At 35.9% G+C, this 18821-nt stretch carries 15 protein-coding genes; 13 read left to right on the forward strand and 2 right to left on the reverse strand.

The features are described from left to right. Nucleotides 1-47: 47 nt before the first annotated feature. The 4 genes from tilS to VBZ51_RS14530 all read left to right on the forward strand — a co-directional run bounded on the left by tilS (nucleotide 48) and on the right by VBZ51_RS14530 (nucleotide 7381). A complete protein-coding gene (gene tilS / locus VBZ51_RS14515) occupies nucleotides 48-1382 on the forward strand; it encodes a tRNA lysidine(34) synthetase TilS (protein ID WP_416577392.1) in 1335 nt (444 codons plus the stop codon). Next, entirely contained in the window at nucleotides 1379-3340 is a 1962-nt protein-coding gene (locus VBZ51_RS14520) for a cytochrome c biogenesis protein CcdA (protein WP_416577393.1), read from the forward strand. Before tilS ends, VBZ51_RS14520 begins: the two co-directional genes overlap by 4 nt. A 109-nt stretch (nucleotides 3341-3449) precedes the next feature. After that, nucleotides 3450-5843 carry a penicillin acylase family protein gene (locus VBZ51_RS14525; RefSeq protein WP_416577394.1) on the forward strand — a complete coding sequence of 798 codons (2394 nt, stop codon included), beginning with the start codon at nucleotides 3450-3452 and terminating at the stop codon, nucleotides 5841-5843. A gap of 2 nt (nucleotides 5844-5845) precedes the next feature. Next, the gene (locus tag VBZ51_RS14530; protein ID WP_416577395.1) at nucleotides 5846-7381 is read left to right on the forward strand and encodes a YifB family Mg chelatase-like AAA ATPase; all 1536 of its coding nucleotides are present in this window, start codon (nucleotides 5846-5848) and stop codon (nucleotides 7379-7381) included. A 25-nt stretch (nucleotides 7382-7406) separates the two neighbouring features. On the opposite strand, the gene VBZ51_RS14535 is transcribed toward VBZ51_RS14530, so the two are convergent. Together VBZ51_RS14535 and VBZ51_RS14540 are read right to left on the reverse strand one after the other, a co-directional pair. Next, a complete protein-coding gene (locus VBZ51_RS14535) occupies nucleotides 7407-7970 on the reverse strand; it encodes a hypothetical protein (protein ID WP_416577396.1) in 564 nt (187 codons plus the stop codon). An 11-nt stretch (nucleotides 7971-7981) separates the two neighbouring features. Next, entirely contained in the window at nucleotides 7982-8428 is a 447-nt protein-coding gene (locus tag VBZ51_RS14540; protein WP_058105844.1) for a hypothetical protein, read from the reverse strand. Nucleotides 8429-8641: 213 nt separating this feature from the next. Here VBZ51_RS14540 and VBZ51_RS14545 point away from each other — a divergent pair, with 213 nt between their 5' ends. From VBZ51_RS14545 to ilvC, 9 genes are all read left to right on the forward strand, one after another. Beyond that, nucleotides 8642-9835 carry an Nramp family divalent metal transporter gene (locus VBZ51_RS14545; protein ID WP_416577397.1) on the forward strand — a complete coding sequence of 398 codons (1194 nt, stop codon included), beginning with the start codon at nucleotides 8642-8644 and terminating at the stop codon, nucleotides 9833-9835. A gap of 1 nt (nucleotide 9836) precedes the next feature. Further along, nucleotides 9837-10565 (forward strand): 5-oxoprolinase subunit PxpA, encoded by a 729-nt coding sequence (gene pxpA, locus VBZ51_RS14550; RefSeq protein WP_416577398.1) that lies wholly within the window; start codon nucleotides 9837-9839, stop codon nucleotides 10563-10565. A gap of 8 nt (nucleotides 10566-10573) precedes the next feature. Continuing rightward, nucleotides 10574-11311, forward strand: a complete 738-nt coding sequence (gene pxpB / locus VBZ51_RS14555) for a 5-oxoprolinase subunit PxpB (protein WP_416577399.1) — start codon at nucleotides 10574-10576, stop codon at nucleotides 11309-11311. Next, on the forward strand, nucleotides 11304-12143 hold the full coding sequence (locus tag VBZ51_RS14560; RefSeq protein WP_416577400.1) for a biotin-dependent carboxyltransferase family protein: 840 nt from the start codon (nucleotides 11304-11306) through the stop codon (nucleotides 12141-12143). The genes pxpB and VBZ51_RS14560 overlap by 8 nt, the downstream gene beginning before the upstream one ends. 391 nt (nucleotides 12144-12534) lie before the next feature. Next, nucleotides 12535-14211: a dihydroxy-acid dehydratase gene (gene ilvD, locus VBZ51_RS14565; protein WP_071341974.1), complete on the forward strand. Its 1677-nt coding sequence runs from the start codon at nucleotides 12535-12537 to the stop codon at nucleotides 14209-14211. Nucleotides 14212-14307: 96 nt separating this feature from the next. Beyond that, nucleotides 14308-16041, forward strand: a complete 1734-nt coding sequence (gene ilvB, locus VBZ51_RS14570) for a biosynthetic-type acetolactate synthase large subunit (protein ID WP_074673504.1) — start codon at nucleotides 14308-14310, stop codon at nucleotides 16039-16041. A 21-nt stretch (nucleotides 16042-16062) separates the two neighbouring features. Continuing rightward, nucleotides 16063-16641, forward strand: a complete 579-nt coding sequence (locus VBZ51_RS14575; protein ID WP_099191977.1) for an O-methyltransferase — start codon at nucleotides 16063-16065, stop codon at nucleotides 16639-16641. Nucleotides 16642-16700: 59 nt separating this feature from the next. Next, on the forward strand, nucleotides 16701-17222 hold the full coding sequence (gene ilvN / locus VBZ51_RS14580) for an acetolactate synthase small subunit (RefSeq protein ID WP_058105852.1): 522 nt from the start codon (nucleotides 16701-16703) through the stop codon (nucleotides 17220-17222). 37 nt (nucleotides 17223-17259) lie between these two features. After that, on the forward strand, nucleotides 17260-18735 hold the full coding sequence (ilvC, locus tag VBZ51_RS14585) for a ketol-acid reductoisomerase (RefSeq protein ID WP_074673508.1): 1476 nt from the start codon (nucleotides 17260-17262) through the stop codon (nucleotides 18733-18735). Nucleotides 18736-18821 lie beyond the last annotated feature (86 nt).

An 18821-nucleotide genomic window follows, 5' to 3' on the forward strand; every position in this document is an offset into this window, starting at 1 on the left:
GAATTGCTTGTTCAAGTTAAATTATTCTTAGTCTGTCCTGTTAAATTGTGGGACTTCTTTACCTTTATGGCGTGCTAAAAACGTTCAGGGAACATATAGAAATTTCTTTTCCGGAATTGTTGGAAAATCACTTCATAATTGCATGTAGTGGAGGTCTTGACAGTACCGTATTGGTAGAATTATGTTATAGGGCACAGTTACAATTTTCAATTGCACACTGTAATTTTCAATTACGTGGAAATGCCAGTGATGAAGATGAAACCTTTGTTAGAAGTTTAGCAAATAACATAAATAAACCGGTCTATGTCACCCATTTTGATACTTTGGGCTATGTGAACCAACACAAGGTTTCGGTTCAAATGGCGGCGCGTGAATTGCGATATGCGTGGTTTAAGCAATTGCTGGAACAAGATGCAGGCAAGTATGTTTTAACGGCACATCATGCAAATGATAATATTGAGACTTTTTTGATCAATTTATCTAGAGGTACGGGTATTGATGGTTTAACGGGTATACCGGCGAAAATTAATTACCTAAGAAGACCATTGTTGCCTTATACTCGAGAAGAATTGGAAAACTTTGCGAATGCCAAAAATATAAATTGGCGTGAAGATGCCAGTAATGCGGACACTAAGTATTTACGTAATAAAATAAGATTAGAGGTTATTCCAAAGTTGAATGAACTTCATCCTACTTTTTCCGAAAATTTTAAAAATACCCTTCAATATTTACACCAAACGGAAACGATAGCCTCTACTTATCTACTAAAGTTAAAGCAAGATTTATTTGTAAGTAAAGATGATAAGGTAGAAATAGAAATTGATAAGCTCAGGGGCTTACAGCCATTGCCTACTTATTTGTATGCATTGTTCAGTCCATATGGATTTAAAGAAATGGACAATCTAGAAGGTTTGTTAAACGGTTTATCCGGTAAACAACTCCAATCTAACACCCATATTCTAGTTAAGAATCGCAATGTATTATTGTTGACCTCAAAAAGCGATGCTAAATCCGTAGTTGATGAGTTCTTAATTCCTGAGGATAAAGTACCTTTGAATCTTCCGGTCAACTTGAAATTTACAAAGGTTTCTGAACGTTATGATAATACAAAGAATGAAATATACGTTCAAAAAAGTGCTTTAAAGTATCCGCTGACCGTAAGAAAATGGAAAAGTGGCGACTATTTTTATCCGATAGGTTTAAATCGAAAAAAGAAGTTGTCCAAGTATTTTAAAGACGAGAAAGTTGATGTTTTGTCTAAAGAAGAAACTTGGCTGTTATGTTCAGGTGAGCAAATTGTTTGGGTTGTAGGCATGCGTGCAGACCACCGTTTTAGGGTTGTAGATACCACCCAAGAGATTTTAAAAATAGATATTAAATGATTAGATTTTTTGCATTCCTATTTTTTTTAACTGTAATGCCATTACAGGTTATTGCGCAAACCGAAGATGAACCCGTAGTTTGGGAACAGCAAATCAATAAGATTTCGGATACGGAATATGAATTGGTAATGCAGGCTAAAATTCTTGACGGATGGCACATGTACTCTCAGTTTACGTCAGAATTTGGTTCTTTGCCAAGTGAATTCACCTATAATGGCAACGGTACAATTTATGAATTGATAGATGGTACCTTGGAAAGCGAAACAATAAAGGAATACAGTGAAATTTTTGAAGTAGAAGAAACCTATTTTAAAGATGAGGCCACCTTTACACAAAGAATTAAAATATTGGACCCTGAAATCAACCAGATAGATGTAGATCTCTTTTTTCAGGTTTGTAAAGAAGTTTGCATTCCTATGGACAAAAAGTTCATGTTTACTTTAGATGGTTCTGAAGCTGAAATTATAAACACTGTTGATGATAGAAGTTTAGCTTTAGGTCAAAAGTTACGGTTAGACCTTAAAAATAGAGAACTGTTAACGCAAGGTCAAGACACCATTGCTACAGGTACAAATATCTGGGTCATATTCGGACTTGGTTTTCTTGGGGGATTAATAGCCTTATTGACCCCGTGTGTATTTCCAATGATTCCATTGACTGTATCATTTTTTACCAAACACTCTCAAAAAAAATCGAAAGGGATAATTAATGCTTTGCTCTATGGATTCTTCATAGTGCTTATTTATTTTCTATTAAGTCTACCTTTTCACTTGTTTGATTCTGTAGATTCTCAAATTTTAAATTCCATAGCCACCAATGTATGGTTGAACTTGCTGTTCTTTTTGATTTTTATATTTTTTGCCTTTTCATTTTTTGGGTATTATGAATTGACATTACCTAGTTCTTGGGCCAATAAAATGGACGCTGCATCTTCTAAGGTAGGTGGTGTTTTAGGTATCTTTTTCATGGCAGTGACCTTGGCTATTGTTTCGTTCTCCTGTACAGGTCCTATTTTGGGTGGCTTACTGGGCGGTACTACTTTAGCGGAAGGTGAAGTAGCTTCTAACCTTACCGCGGGTATGACAGGTTTTGGTGCGGCACTGGCATTACCTTTTGCTCTTTTTGCTTTGTTTCCTGCATGGTTAAATTCATTACCTAAATCTGGTGGATGGATGACCACCGTAAAAGTAGTATTAGGGTTTCTAGAAATAGGACTTGCCCTTAAATTCTTATCTAATGCAGATTTAGTTGGGCATTGGGGTATTCTAAAGCGTGAGATATTTTTGGGCATTTGGATCATATTAGGTATCGCGATGACACTCTACTTATTTGGTATGTATAAATTTCCGCACGATAGCCCGGTTAAAAAGTTGTCACTAGGAAGAAAAGTAACTGCCTTTGTAAGTGCTGCATTTACGCTTTATATGATACTAGGCGTAACTAAAGTTACTAACCTTAAGTTGTTGAGCGGTTTTCCTCCTCCTGAATTTTATAGCATTTTTAAGCAAGAAAGTGATTGCCCTTTAGGTATAGATTGTTTTAAGGATTTTGATGCAGGTTTGGCATATGCTAAAAAAGTTGATAAACCAATTCTTTTGGATTTTACGGGATGGGCATGTGTAAATTGCCGAAAAATGGAGGAGAATGTTTGGAGCGATTCCGAAGTTTTTCCGATCATAAAAGATAATTATATTTTAATTTCTTTATATACGGATGATAGGGAAGAGCTACCTGAAAATGAACAGTTCAATTTTCAATTTGAGAGTGGTAGAGTAAAGGAAATTAACAACATTGCCCAAAAATGGGGTACCTTTCAAGATGTGAATTTTGGTTCAATTTCCCAGCCATTTTATGTGTTGCTTTCTCCTGATTTAGAAGTGCTCAACACTTCTATTCAAAATTCTGATATTCCAACCTATAAAAATTGGTTGTTAGAAGGATTAAGGAATAATAAATAGTGTATCGTTTTTGTAAGATGTTGACTACTTGTCAATAAAAAGCAGAGTTCTGAGACGTTTTATGTAAAAAATAGTTTTAAATTGGGAGAGATAATCCCCCAAAGAAACTATGAGAACATTAAAAAAAATAGGAGCACTCCTGTTGGTACTTGTTACCCTTCTGATAATTATTATCGGAATATTTGCATACACTCTAAAACCAGACTATTCCGGTGAAAAGAAATTAGTTGGTCTTCAAGAAGTTGTAAATGTTTATTATGATGATTATGGAATTCCTCATATTTACGGTGAAAACGAAAAAGACGCATTTAGAGCTTTAGGTTATGTTCATGCCCAAGATCGTCTTTGGCAAATGGAACTGTTAAGAAGAATTGCGAGTGGCGGACTCTCTGAGGTATTTGGTAAAGATCTTATTGGTACAGATAAGTTTTTTTTATCATTAGGAATTGCCGATGCTTCTAAGATAACGGCATCCAAGGTAGATGTAAATGACGAAGGTGTTATTTTAGCTAAAGCCTATTTGGACGGTATCAATCAATTTATAAATGAAGGTCCAACACCGGTAGAGTTTTATTTAACCGGTATAGATAAGAGAGAATTTGTTTTAGAGGATATCTATAATACTATTGGTTACATGGCCTTTAGTTTTGCAATGGCGCACAAAACAGATCCATTATTAACTTCTATAAATGCCAATTTGGGTCCTCAATACTTAAAAGATCTGCATGTAGGTTCAACCGTAGATACCGAATGGATAAAGAATTATAACCCTACACCCAAAGATACTATCCAAAATAATCTTACTGCCGCTGTTAATAAAGCCCTAAGTGTATTGGATGTACCTTTGTTCGAGGGAAGTAATAGTTGGGTAATTGCACCTGAAAAAACAAAGAACGGAAAGGTAATTTTTGCCAATGATCCGCACATTGGTTTTTCTCAACCATCCGTTTGGTTTGAAGCTCATGTAGAAACACCTACTTATTCCAAATATGGATATCATATTGCAGGTATACCATTTCCTTTATTGGGACATAATAGAAAATTGGCCTACGGACTCACAATGTTTGAAAATGATGACGTTGATTTTTATTATGAACAGAATAATCCAGAGAATGAGAATCAGTATCTCTCTAAGAATGGCTATGTAGATTATGAAATTGTACACAAAACAATTCATGTTAAAGACGCTGATGACATTCAGTTTTCTTATAAAAGATCAGAACATGGTCCAATCTTAAACGGAATTGCCGATCAAGTTCAAGGAGATAGACCAATTGCAATGTCATGGGTCTACACAGAAATGGAGAATAAGGTTATAGATGCCTTATATGGTTTAAGTCATTCAAATAACTTAGCGGAATTTAAAAAATCGCTTCCAAAAATACATGCGCCTGGTTTAAATATTATGTACGGAGATAATGAGGGAAATGTAGCATGGTTTGCCACGGCCCAACTTTATAAGATACCCGACTCTGTAAACACCAAACTTATTTATGAAGTAAATAAAGGGCTATCATTAGAAAGAGAATTGTTAGACTTTAATGAGAATCCGCAGGCTATAAATCCGCCAAATAATTTTGTGTATTCCGCCAATAACCAACCAGATTCTATTGCTGGTATGTTGTATCCTGGGTATTATTTGCCGGAGAATAGAGGTAAGAGAATTGTAAGTTTATTGGAGCCTAAAGACGATTGGGATATATCTGCAGCCAGTGATATGATAACTGATGTGATATCATCTGTAGAACCAGATATAGTTTCTAATTTGGCTAAATATTTAGATGTATCATTGTTAAGCGAAAACGGATTAAAGGCTATTGATAGTTTAAAGATGTGGTCCGGAGATTATAATTTATCATCCATAGAGGCTACTGTTTATAATAGATGGATCTACTACTTGTTAGAGAATACTTTTGAAGATGAATTGGATGAGGAGTTGTTCAATCAATTTTTAAGTACTCATTTTATGAAAAGGCTGATTGCTCCTTTATCCAAAGATGAAAATTCTGTGTGGTGGGATAATGTAAACACTACCAACGTATCTGAGAATATGAAAGATATTGTGAATCTATCTTTTATGGAGGCAATTGCTTCTTTAGAAAAGGATTTTGGTAATAACGTAAATCAATGGCGCTGGGAACGTGTACATTCCATTGAACACGGGCATCCAATTGGTCAAATAGCGGCTTTACGATCTTTTTTCAATGTGGGACCTTTTCCAATACATGGTTCTAGGGAGGTAATAAATAACTTGGCCTTTGCTTATGATGATACTGGTTTTTATAAGACGACATCAGGGCCCTCAACAAGAAGGGTGATAGATTTTTCAGATGTGGAGAATAGTATAAGCATTTTACCAACAGGGCAATCTGGTAACCCATTAAGCAAACATTATAGGGATCAGGCAGAAATGTATGTTAATGGTGAGTTTCGTAAAATGATGATGAATGAAGAAGAAATTAAAAAAAGCAAAGAAATCCTTACATTTAAGCCAAAGGATTAAAAATGCTTACAAAAGTTTATGGGAGTGCCGTATTTGGTGTTGAGGCCACAACGATTACTGTAGAAGTTAATATAAATAAAGGTATAGGATATCATTTAGTAGGGCTTCCGGATAATGCCATCAAAGAAAGTAACTATAGAATTGCAGCGGCACTACAAAATAATGGTTATAAAATACCAGGTAAAAAAATCACAATAAATATGGCTCCGGCCGATCTTAGAAAAGAAGGTTCGGCATATGATCTTACCTTGGCCATAGGAATTTTGGCAGCCTCTAGTCAAATAAAATCTGAGGATATAGAAAAGTATATCATCATGGGGGAACTGTCCTTAGATGGTAGCCTTCAGCCTATTAAAGGAGCATTGCCAATTGCAATAAAAGCGCAGGAAGAAGGATTTGCTGGTTTTATTCTACCAACGGAAAATGCAAAAGAGGCTGCTATTGTTGGAGATTTAAAAGTCTATGGGGTAGATAATATTAAACAAGTTTTGGAATTTTTTGATCAAGGCATTCCGCTTGAGCAGACTATAATAGATACTAGAGAAGAGTTTTATAAAAGCTTAGATTTTCCTGAGTTCGACTTTTCTGATGTTAAGGGGCAAGAAAGTATTAAAAGGTGTATGGAAATTGCAGCTGCAGGTGGGCACAACATTATATTGATAGGACCACCTGGTGCAGGTAAAACCATGTTAGCAAAACGCTTACCTTCTATTCTGCCACCAATGACCTTACACGAAGCATTGGAAACTACCAAAATTCATAGCGTGGTAGGTAAGATCAAGAATATGGGGCTTATGAGCCAAAGACCGTTCAGGAGCCCACATCATACTATATCTGACGTAGCACTGGTAGGAGGCGGAGCTTACCCGCAACCGGGAGAAATTTCACTATCCCATAACGGAGTCTTGTTCTTGGATGAATTACCAGAATTTAAGAGGGGAGTGTTAGAGGTAATGCGCCAACCTTTAGAAGATAGGGAAGTAACTATTTCACGTGCACGCTTTACGGTTACCTACCCAAGTAGTTTTATGTTGGTGGCAAGTATGAACCCAAGTCCTGGTGGGTATTTTAATGATCCAGATGCTCCGGTAACTTCTTCACCTGCAGAAATGCAGCGGTATTTAAGTAAAATATCGGGACCGTTATTAGATCGTATAGATATTCATATTGAGGTAACTCCGGTACCGTTCGAAAAACTATCCGAAGAACGAAAAGGGGAAAGTAGTGTAGATATCAGAAAACGAGTTACAGTGGCTCGCGAAATTCAAACAAAGCGTTTTAATGAGCTGGAGAATGTACATTACAATGCTCAAATGAATACCAAACAAATTCGTGAATATTGTAAACTTGATGATAAATCTAAGGCATTATTGAAAAATGCCATGGAAAGGTTAAACTTATCGGCAAGAGCGTATGATAGGATTTTAAAGGTGGCAAGAACTATAGCCGACTTAGCCGGTGAGCAGTCATTGAATGGAAATCATATTTCAGAGGCCATTCAATACCGTTCACTCGACAGAGAGGGTTGGTTGGGGTAAAATTGTATATGATAAAAATGTTTAGCTAAGAGTATAGCTCTTCATTATTTATGTCGTCCTTGTTCTTTTTTGGTGCAGTAAAAATATCCCTAAGGATATAACTGGTTACAATGGTAAGACCTAAGGTCAGCGTTGGTATCGAGTAGTTCCAACTTAGTAAGTGCATAAGACCACCGCATATAAGGGTTAATACACCAATAACCATTACAAAATTCCAAATGATTTCTGTTATGCTATTTTTTGCATTACCTTCTTTTGACATAAAATACGACGTGCCCTCCATAGCGAACCAAGCAATAAATGTAAAAGCTGTGCCAATTTGAAAAAATAGGGTATGGGTAAAATCTAAAATAGTTAAAAGACCATTTGTTGTCCAAAAAAGAACTAAGGCCATTTTAATTAGATCCACTGACTTTTTTTCTTCCTTTTTGAAAAAGCGAAGGGCGTAAAGTATTAGAATGGCAGCAAAGGAAATAAATATAATTCCTTTTGAAAAGGGCCAGTGAAGTATGCGCATTACCATACCGATTAATAGGGAGGCTATTGCCGCCCTGATCGGATTTTTATATGCTTTTTTAGAATTTTCCATATTCCGTTTTTTTAATTGATCACTTTGATATTGGCTTTTAGACCTTCCATTATTCCAATGATATTGTTTACGGTCTCACTTAGATAATACCTTACAACAATATGGGGAATTCTAATGGTTGTAAATCCATTTTTAAAGGAGTGCATTGCTTCTTCTAAATTGTTGATAGCTTCATGTTCGGTCAGCTTATCATATTCAGAATCAATTTCAATATTTAGTTTTACACGTGAGATGGCTATATCTATAGATTTTTTACCGTCCCACCATTCTAACATAGAGTTTACACCAGCTTCTTTTAAAGCATAATATAGTTGTATGGCCTCTAAAGGTGTATTGTGTTTGTTGATTAGTAATTTAATACGTTCATGGTGCTTTGAGCAAAGCTCTACACCTGCGCTCTCCATGGCATTTTTATGATCTAAGTAACCAAGTTCTTTTTTACATTCTAAGCAAATCATTAATAGGTTAAGTTTAAGGTTTGGGGATAGCTATAACCCTGTTATTTTAGGATTATTATGTAAACTCGATGAAAGGCGCCCAAGTTTTAGACGAACTGCAATTTTTTAGATTAACGGTATTTTAAAATGTTAAAATTGTGGTGAAAATGATTTTAAGTATGGTGAGCAAAGTCAATTTTACCAATTATATTTACAGGAATGAAAAATTGACATATGTTTAAAAAATTAGGTCCAGGGGTTCTGGTAGCGGCTGCTTTTATTGGTCCTGGTACAGTTACGGCTTGTACCTTGGCAGGGGTAGATTTTGGTTTTAATTTGCTGTGGGCTATGCTGTTATCTATAATAGCAACCTTTATTTTGCAAGAAATGTCTGCCCGCTTAGGTATTGTAACTCAAAAAGGTTTGGCAGATGTCATTAAGCAAGAACTCCATAATCCAATTATTAGAAATAGTGTCATTGCCTTAATATTTTCAGCAATTATTATAGGTAATGCTTCATATGAAGCGGGTAATATTGGTGGTGCAACTTTAGGAATGGAAGCCTTGTTTGGTACAAACTATAGTAGTTTATACCCTTTTGTTCTTGGTGGATTGGCTTTTGTACTATTGTATTTAGGTAGCTATAAAGCCCTGGAAAAAGTATTTATAGTGCTGGTATTGATCATGAGTTTATCATTTGTAATGACCGCACTTTTGACTAAGCCCAATATGTGGGAGCTGTTAAAAGGCTTATTAGTGCCATCGGTTCCAAAAAACGGTATTCTTACCATTATTGCATTGGTCGGTACTACTGTTGTACCGTATAATCTTTTTTTGCATGCAGCTCTGGTCAGTGAAAAATGGAAATCAAAAGATGATCTTAATTTAGCTAAAAGAGATACTATGGTCTCTATTATTTTGGGCGGTCTTGTTTCAATTAGTATTATAATATCTGCCGCGGCCATTAATTCTTTAGAGGTTAATAACGTTATGGGTATGGCTAAAGCACTTGAGCCTTTATACGGTTCTGCTGCTTTGTATTTTTTAGGTATAGGTATGTTTGCTGCAGGTATTACTTCATCAATAACCGCACCTTTGGCTGCCGCATATGTTGCTAATAGCTGCTTTGGATGGAGCGCTGGTCTTAAGGATTTTAAATTTAGAATGATTTGGATGGTAATTTTATTCCTTGGAGTTTTCTTTCTTTCTTTTGGAATTAAGCCCATTGAGATTATCAAATTTGCACAAATTACGAACGGACTTTTATTACCCATCATTGCAGTGTTTTTGCTGTGGGTTGTGAACAGAGTTGGTGTAATGGGGAAATATAAAAACACCTGGTCGCAAAATGTGTTTGGCTTACTAATTATTCTTCTTTCTGTTGTATTGGGTGCAAAAAGTATTTTAACGGTAATAGGTATAATGTAATATGGACAATACCATAGATATTAATTGTGATGTTGGTGAGGGTGTAGGTAATGAAAGTGAATTGTTTCCCCTTATTAGTTCTTGTAATATTTCTTGTGGAGCTCATGCGGGTTCTATAGATACCATTAAAAAGTGTCTAGATTTATCTAAATCATATAACGTTAAGGTAGGTGCGCATCCTTCATATCCGGATAGAAAGAATTTTGGTCGTGTTTCATTGCAAATTTCAAAGGAAGATTTAATTGCAAGTATCAGATCTCAAATGGAAGTATTCAATAACGTTCGGGAACAGGTTGGTGTTGATCTGCATCACATAAAGCCACACGGAGCTTTATATAATGATATAGCTAAAAATGAAACCTTGGCTGAATTTTTTTTAGAGGCTATTGCCACTTTTAGGAACTCAACATTTTTGTATGTTCCTTATAATAGTGTCATTCAAAGGTTGGCTGAAAAAAATGGGTTTAGGGTTTTAGTAGAAGCCTTTGCTGATAGAAATTATAATGATGATTTGAGCCTAGTAGCGAGGAAAGAAAAAAACGCCCTGTTGAATAATGGGGAAGAAGTACTGGCTCATATTCTATATATGCACAAAAATAAGAAGGTGAAAACTGTTTCAGGTAAAAGCTTGCCTATGTATGCAGATACCTTTTGTATTCATGGTGACACACCTTCTGCATTACAAATTTTAACGTATATTACAGAGCATTTATCAGAACATAATCTATAAGTAAAGCCGTGAATTCCCCTAAAATCGATATAAAACCTTTTGGTACACATTCTTTATTAATTGAATGGCCAAATGAAGTTAGTGAGCTCATACTTGAAAAAATACTACAATTTCAAACATTTCTTAATAATGAGGCTTTAAAGGAGATGGACTGGGAATTGGTGCCAGCTTACAATTCACTTTTGATATTGAATAGAAAGAAGGAAATTGACTTTGAAAAAATGTCTGTAGATATACAAAATTGGTACGCCAATTTGAAGGAATCTGTTAAACCGGATAGGTTTTTATGGAGACTGCCTGTAACCTACGATCTTGAGTTTGGTTTAGACTTGGAAGACGTTGCAGGGCAACTAAATAAAACCAAACGTGAAATAATAGACTTGCATACTGGTAGTACTTATACGGTATACGGTATTGGGTTTTTGCCTGGCTTCATGTATTTGGGAGGAATAAATAGTGAGCTTGAGCTACCCCGAAAGGCTATACCAAGACCAAAAGTTATTAAAGGAGCAGTTGGAGTTGCAGGTAAACAAGCTGGCATTTATCCGCAAGAATCACCAGGTGGGTGGAATATTGTTGGTAATTGTCCAGTGCCAATTTTTGATGCATCAAAAGATAACCCATGTTTTGTGAGCGTTGGGGATAAAGTTGAGTTTTTTGAGATATCCAAGGCAGAATATGAGCTTCATAAAATAGAAGTAGAGGTAGGTATTTATAAACCTGAAAAAATTAAATTGGATGCTTAAGGTTTTAAAAGCGGGTTTTTATACAACCATACAAGACTCAGGTAGATTTGGCTTAAGGGACAAGGGTGTGCCAGTGTCTGGTGTAATGGATGATATGTCTGTATTTAAGATAAATTCTTTATTGGAGAATAAAGCATCTGCAGCAGTGTTGGAAATTACGATGACAGGACCAACCCTTATTTTTGAAGAAGATACCTATATGGCTATCGGTGGTGCAGAAATGTCCGCCACTCTTAATAATTTGCCCATAAAAAATTATAAGGTTTATCAGATATCTGTAGGGGATATTCTATCTTTTGGAAAACTGGAAAAAGGCTTTAGGTCTTATTTGGGAGTAAAGGAAGGTTTTTCTGTTAAAGAAGTTTTAGGTAGTAGGTCGTTTTATAAGCCCCTTACAAAGTTCGCTAGATTAATAGATAATGACATCGTTCCTTTTAATGCTCAACAGTTGTTTGAGCCCAAAATATCAGAGATAAAAGTTGATTGCTTTTTGGATGTTGATGTTTTAGAAGTCACTAAAGGACCCGAGTTTGATATTTTAAACGATAGACAATTGGAAGAAATTTTTTCCAAAACCTTTACAGTGGCCCATGAGAACAATAGAATGGCTTATCAGTTAACAGAAACAATTACTCCACATGCTATATCCATGTTAACTTCTGCTACATTACCTGGTACGGTTCAGTTAACTCCTGCGGGTAAATTGATCGTGTTAATGAAAGATGGTCAAACAACGGGTGGTTATCCTAGAGTTATTCAGTTAACGGATAGGTCTATTTGTATATTGGCACAAAAGAAAGGTGGAGATCGTATTAGTATTAAATTAGTTTAATTTAATACTTTTCATCCCTTTTTTGTTAAGCAGGTATATATTGAAGTATTTTTTATTACTATTGTAATATGAATTTATTGAAATCAATTTTTGAAGTAGTCATCGTCATTCCTAAACAGGGATGATATAGCTTTTCATAATTTTAGAAAACCTGTATCAGATTTATTTGATGCAGGTTTTTTTTGTGGTTTACTATGAATATGGAACAGTTTTAAAGTATTGAATATGATATATAATGATTGTTTAAATACTTGATTATAAATTGTTTAAGTGGTTTTTTGTTAAAATGAATTTGTATTGACCATTATTGTTAAAAACTGAAATTTTTATAAACTTTTATCTTTGGTTTAACGGTATTAGAAAATCAAGATAAGCATACGAGATTTATATTATGGAATTAAATAAATACAGTAAAAACGTTACTCAAGATCCAACACAACCAGCAGCACAAGCAATGCTATATGCAATAGGTTTTAAAGATGAGGATTTTAATAAGCCATTAGTTGGTATTGCAAGTACAGGTTATGAAGGTAACCCTTGTAATATGCACTTAAATGATTTGGCAAAGTTGGTTAAAGAGGGAGTTAACTCTAAAGAAACTGTAGGTTTAATTTTTAATACTATTGGTGTTAGTGATGGTATTTCTATGGGTACACCAGGAATGCGTTTTTCATTACCGTCAAGGGATATTATCGCAGATTCTATGGAAACCGTTGTGCAAGGCATGTCCTATGATGCATTGGTAACAGTTGTAGGTTGTGATAAGAACATGCCAGGTGCATTAATGGCAATGTTACGTTTAAACCGTCCTGCAATTTTAGTGTATGGGGGTACAATAGCATCTGGATGTCATGAGGATAGAAAGTTGGATATTGTTTCTGCGTTCGAGGCATGGGGAGAGAAAGTAGCTGGTACCATGGACGAGAAAAATTATAAATCCATCATTAAAAAATCCATACCGGGAGCTGGTGCTTGTGGTGGTATGTATACGGCAAATACAATGGCTTCTGCAATAGAAGCGCTAGGAATGTCTATGCCATATAATTCTTCTAACCCTGCAATCAGCAACAATAAAGAAGAAGAGTGTATTGCGGCAGGAAAACAAATGCGAATTCTTATTGAAAAAGATATTAAACCTCTGGATATTGTTACCCGTAAGTCTTTGGAGAATGCTATACGTCTAGTAACCATAATGGGAGGTTCTACCAATGCAGTATTACATTTCTTGGCTATTGCAAGAGCTGCAGACATAGATTTTACGCTAAAAGATTTTCAGCATATTAGTGATACTACACCATTTATTGCAGATTTAAAACCTAGTGGTAAGTATTTAATGGAAGATGTTCATAGAATAGGTGGTATACCAGCTGTATTAAAGTACTTATTGAAAAATGGTCTTTTACATGGAGATTGTTTAACGGTAACAGGAAAGACTTTAGCAGAAAATTTAGAAAGTGTTCCAGATTTGGAAGAAGGTCAGGATGTTATTATGCCTTTAGATAAACCAATTAAGGCAACAGGGCATTTAAGAATGTTATATGGTAATTTGGCAGAGAATGGTTCTGTAGCAAAAATTACAGGAAAAGAAGGTTTGTTGTTTAAAGGAACTGCAAAAGTATTTAATAGTGAGTATGATGCCAATGATGCTATACGCGGAGGTAAAGTGGAAAAAGGGAATGTTGTCGTCATTAGATATGAAGGTCCTAAAGGAGGTCCAGGAATGCCTGAAATGCTAAAACCTACAGCAGCCATTATGGGTGCAGGCTTAGGTAAAGATGTGGCCTTAATTACAGACGGTCGTTTCTCAGGAGGTACACACGGTTTTGTAGTAGGGCATATTTCGCCAGAAGCACAAGAAGGTGGTACTATTGCCTTAGTTAAGGATGGAGATACAATTACGATAGACGCAGAAACAAATTCTATTAATGTAGAAGTGTCAGCTGAGGAATTGGCAAAGCGTAAAGAAGCATGGGTAGAGCCAGCTTTAAAGTTTAAAAAAGGAGTATTATACAAATATGCTCGTTCCGTATCCTCTGCTGCACAAGGTTGTGTAACCGATGAGTTTTAAAAAAAAATTATTGGCTAGAATTTAATGAGTTCTAGTAAGTACGTAATATCGGGTAATTGTGGCTGTAATGCGCATACTTGAATTTGATTATTAATTATGGAAACAGTAAAAGAGAAGAAAAAAGGTACAGGTTCCAAGAATACCATTAGAGTTTCTGGGGCAGAGGCAATAATCCATTGTTTATTAGCAGAAGGTGTTGAAACAATGTATGGTTACCCTGGTGGGGCTATTATGCCCGTCTATGATGAGTTATATAAATTTCAAGATAAGCTCGATCATATTTTAACAAGACATGAGCAAGGTGCTACACACGCCGCTCAAGGTTATGCTCGTGTTTCAGGTAAAGTAGGTGTTGCTATTGCCACCTCTGGTCCTGGAGCAACCAATTTGGTTACCGGTCTTGCAGATGCGCAGATAGATTCTACTCCAATGGTATGTATCACTGGTCAGGTAACAAGACATTTATTGGGTACGGATGCTTTTCAAGAAACTGATATTATAGGTATTTCTACCCCTGTAACTAAATGGAACTATCAAGTGACCGAAGCTTCTGAAATTCCAGAAGTTATGGCTAAGGCTTTTTATATAGCCAAATCTGGCAGACCCGGTCCGGTTTTAGTAGATATTACAAAAAATGCTCAAATAGATGAGCTGGACTTCTCCTATGAGAAATGTGTTGGAGTAAGAAGTTATAAGCCAGTGCCTAAGCCAAAAATGAGTGCAATTGAGGCGGCGGCAGAATTAATAAACAATGCTAAAAAACCATTTATAGTATGGGGGCAAGGTGTTATTCTTGGTAAAGCGGAAAACGAGTTGAAAACCTTGGTTGAGAAAACAGGGATTCCTGCCGCTTGGACCATTATGGGTGCCTCTGCATTAGATACTGCACATCCATTAAATGTGGGTATGGTTGGTATGCATGGTAATTATGGACCTAATTTACTGACCAATGAGTGCGATTTGTTAATTGCCATTGGTATGCGTTTTGACGATCGTGTAACGGGTAGATTAGAAGATTACGCCAAACAAGCAAAAGTTATTCACTTTGAAATTGATCCTGCAGAGGTAAACAAAAATGTACATGCAGATGTTGCAGTGTTGGGTAACTCAAAAGAGACTTTAGGCTTGATTTTGCCATTGCTTAATGAAAATAAGCATGAGGCTTGGCATAATATGTTTAAGGAGAAATACAAAATTGAGTTCGATACCATTATAAAAAATGACATTCATCCAACCAAAGAAGGGTTGACTATGGGTGAAGTTATAGAGGAAATTAATTTAGCTTCAAATAATAAGGCGGTGATAGTATCAGACGTAGGTCAGCATCAAATGATTGCGTGTAGATATGCTAAGTTTTCACAGTCTAAAAGTAATATTACTTCTGGTGGATTAGGTACCATGGGCTTTGCTTTACCGGCTGCAATTGGAGCTAAAATGGGTGCTATGGATAGGGAAGTAGTAGCCATTATTGGTGATGGTGGTTATCAAATGACCATTCAAGAATTAGGTGTTATATTTCAGCATAACCTTCCAGTTAAGATTGTAGTGCTTAATAATGAGCACTTAGGTATGGTACGTCAATGGCAAGAGTTATTTTTTGATAAGAGATATGCATCTACCGTAATGGTAAATCCAGATTTCGTTAAAATAGCCGAAGGATATAGTATTGAGGCAAAGCGCATATCTGAACGTAAAGATCTAAAATCTACGATACAGGAAATGATGGCTTCGGACAAACCATACTTTTTAGAGGTAAAGGTAGAGCAAGAGGATAATGTTTTTCCAATGATTCCTTCTGGAGCTTCTGTGTCTGAAGTGCGTTTAAAGTAAATTAGAACAATCAATAACCTCATGAACGATAGCATCATACTTGATATTCCAAAAGTACATAGCTCTATTGTGCGTAAATCTGAAGAAATTGGATTTACAATGCCTTCTGATCTATATATAGGAAGTTTTCTTAAGACTTTGATGGCTTCAAAACCTAATGGTAGATTTTTAGAAATAGGAACTGGTATTGGATTAAGCCTTTCTTGGATGATTGACGGTATGGATACTGATTCTTTTTTGATCTCCATAGATAATGATCAACAGTTGACGGCCATTGCCGAAAATTACTTTGGTGATGACCAGAGAGTTGAACTTATTTGTGAAAATGGGACAGAGTGGATAAAAGGTTACACCGGTGAAAAATTCGATTTAATTTTTGCCGATGCCTGGCCAGGAAAGTATAGTGAGATAGATGAGGTTCTGGATTTGATCAAGGTTGGCGGGTTTTATATCGTGGATGATATGACCAAACAACCTAACTGGCCAGAAGGGCATGAGGAGAATGTAAAGTCATTGGTTGCGTATTTGGAGAAACGCGAAGACTTGACATTGACAAAATTAAATTGGTCAACAGGTGTAATAATGGCTGTAAAAAATTAGTAAAGATTAATAATAACAATACCATAAAATCCTTTTTAAGGAGTAGGTAATGAAAGCTTATGGAAAATAAATGGTTTACAATCTCAGTATACTCAGAGAATAACGTTGGGTTGTTAAATAGAATATCGGGTATATTCTTAAAGAGACATATTAATATTGAGAGCTTAAATGTATCTAAATCGGAAATTGACGATGTTTCTAAGTTTACTATTGTAGCACATACAACAGAAAAATGGGTTCACAATATTGTTGGACAGATCGAAAAACAAATCGAAGTTATTAAGGCGTATTATCATACGGATGACGAGACTATTTATCAGGAGTCTGCATTGTTCAAAATAGCATCGGGACTGTTGTTTGACGAGCGTCAAATTCAAAATATTATAAAGGATAATAATGCACAGATTGTCACGGTTTCAAGAGATTTCTTTGTCATTGCAAAAAGCGGGAGAAGAAATGAAATTGATCAAATGCATGACCAACTAAAACCATATGGCATTATGCAATTTGTACGCTCTGGGCGTATTTCAGTGACAAAAGATGAAATGAAGATTTCCGCTTTGCTAAAAGAGTTTAAATAAAAGAATTATAACATAAATCAAATAAAGTAAATATAAAATGGCCAATTATTTTAATACGCTATCATTAAGAGATCAGTTAACGCAACTTGGAAAATGTCGCTTCATGGATTCGTCTGAGTTCGCTGATGGTGTAAATGCTTTAAAAGGCAAAAAAATTGTTATCGTAGGTTGTGGTGCTCAGGGGCTTAACCAAGGGTTGAACATGAGAGATTCTGGTTTGGATATTGCTTATACACTACGTGATGCTGCAATAAAAGAGAAAAGACAATCTTTTATCAATGCAACTGAGAACGGTTTTACGGTAGGTACATATGAAGAATTGATTCCTACTGCTGACGTCGTTATAAACCTTACGCCAGATAAGCAGCATACTGCTGTAGTAGGTGCGGTTATGCCATTAATGAAAAAAGGAGCTACCCTTTCTTATTCTCATGGTTTCAATATCGTGGAAGAAGGTACTCAAGTTCGTAAAGACCTAACCGTAATCATGGTAGCGCCAAAAAGTCCTGGTTCTGAAGTTAGAGAGGAGTATAAAAGAGGATTCGGTGTACCAACATTAATTGCGGTTCACCCTGAAAATGATCCGGAAGGTAAAGGTTTGGCACAGGCAAAAGCTTATGCTGCCGGTACTGGTGGACATAGAGCTGGTGTTCTGGAGTCTTCTTTTGTTGCTGAGGTAAAATCAGATTTAATGGGTGAGCAAACTATTCTTTGTGGTCTGCTACAAACTGGTTCTATACTTTGTTTTGATAAAATGGTTGAGAAAGGTATTGATGCCGGTTATGCATCTAAATTGATACAATACGGTTGGGAAACTATTACCGAAGGTATGAAGTACGGTGGTATTACGCATATGATGGACCGTCTTTCAAATCCTGCTAAAATTAAGGCTTTTGAACTTTCAGAAGAGTTGAAGGATATAATGCGTCCATTGTTCCAAAAACATATGGATGATATTATGACCGGTCATTTCTCTAAAACTATGATGGAAGATTGGGCAAATGATGATAAGAATTTATTGACTTGGAGAGCTGCAACTGGTGAAACTGCTTTTGAAAAAACTCCTGCAGGTAGTCAAGAGATTACAGAACAAGAATTTTATGATAACGGTGTATTAATGGTTGCTATGGTAAGAGCAGGTGTAGAGCTGGCTTTTGAGGCAATGACAGAATCTGGTATTATTGCTGAGTCTGCTTATTATGAGTCTTTACATGAAACGCCATTAATTGCAAATACTATTGCACGTAAGAAATTGTTCGAGATGAACCGTGTAATTTCAGATACTGCGGAATATGGTTGTTACTTGTTCGATCATGCATGTAAGCCATTGTTGACTGATTTTATGAAGAATATAGATACTGATGTTATCGGTAAAAATTTCTCTGCGGATATAGATAATGATGTAGATAACGCCCAATTGATTGCAGTGAACAAAGCATTGCGTGAGCATCCGGTAGAAATAGTAGGAGCACGTTTGCGTGAGTCTATGACAGCAATGAAGCCTATAGTTTAGGTATCAATAACTTAAGGTAATCTTACTGATTGTCCGGTTGGGTATGTTCAAATCTGCAAGCACTTTTGCTCTTGCAGATTTAATGG

It is taken from the genome of Maribacter sp. HS (genome assembly GCF_048059195.1).
GTDB lineage: Bacteria > Bacteroidota > Bacteroidia > Flavobacteriales > Flavobacteriaceae > Maribacter > Maribacter dokdonensis.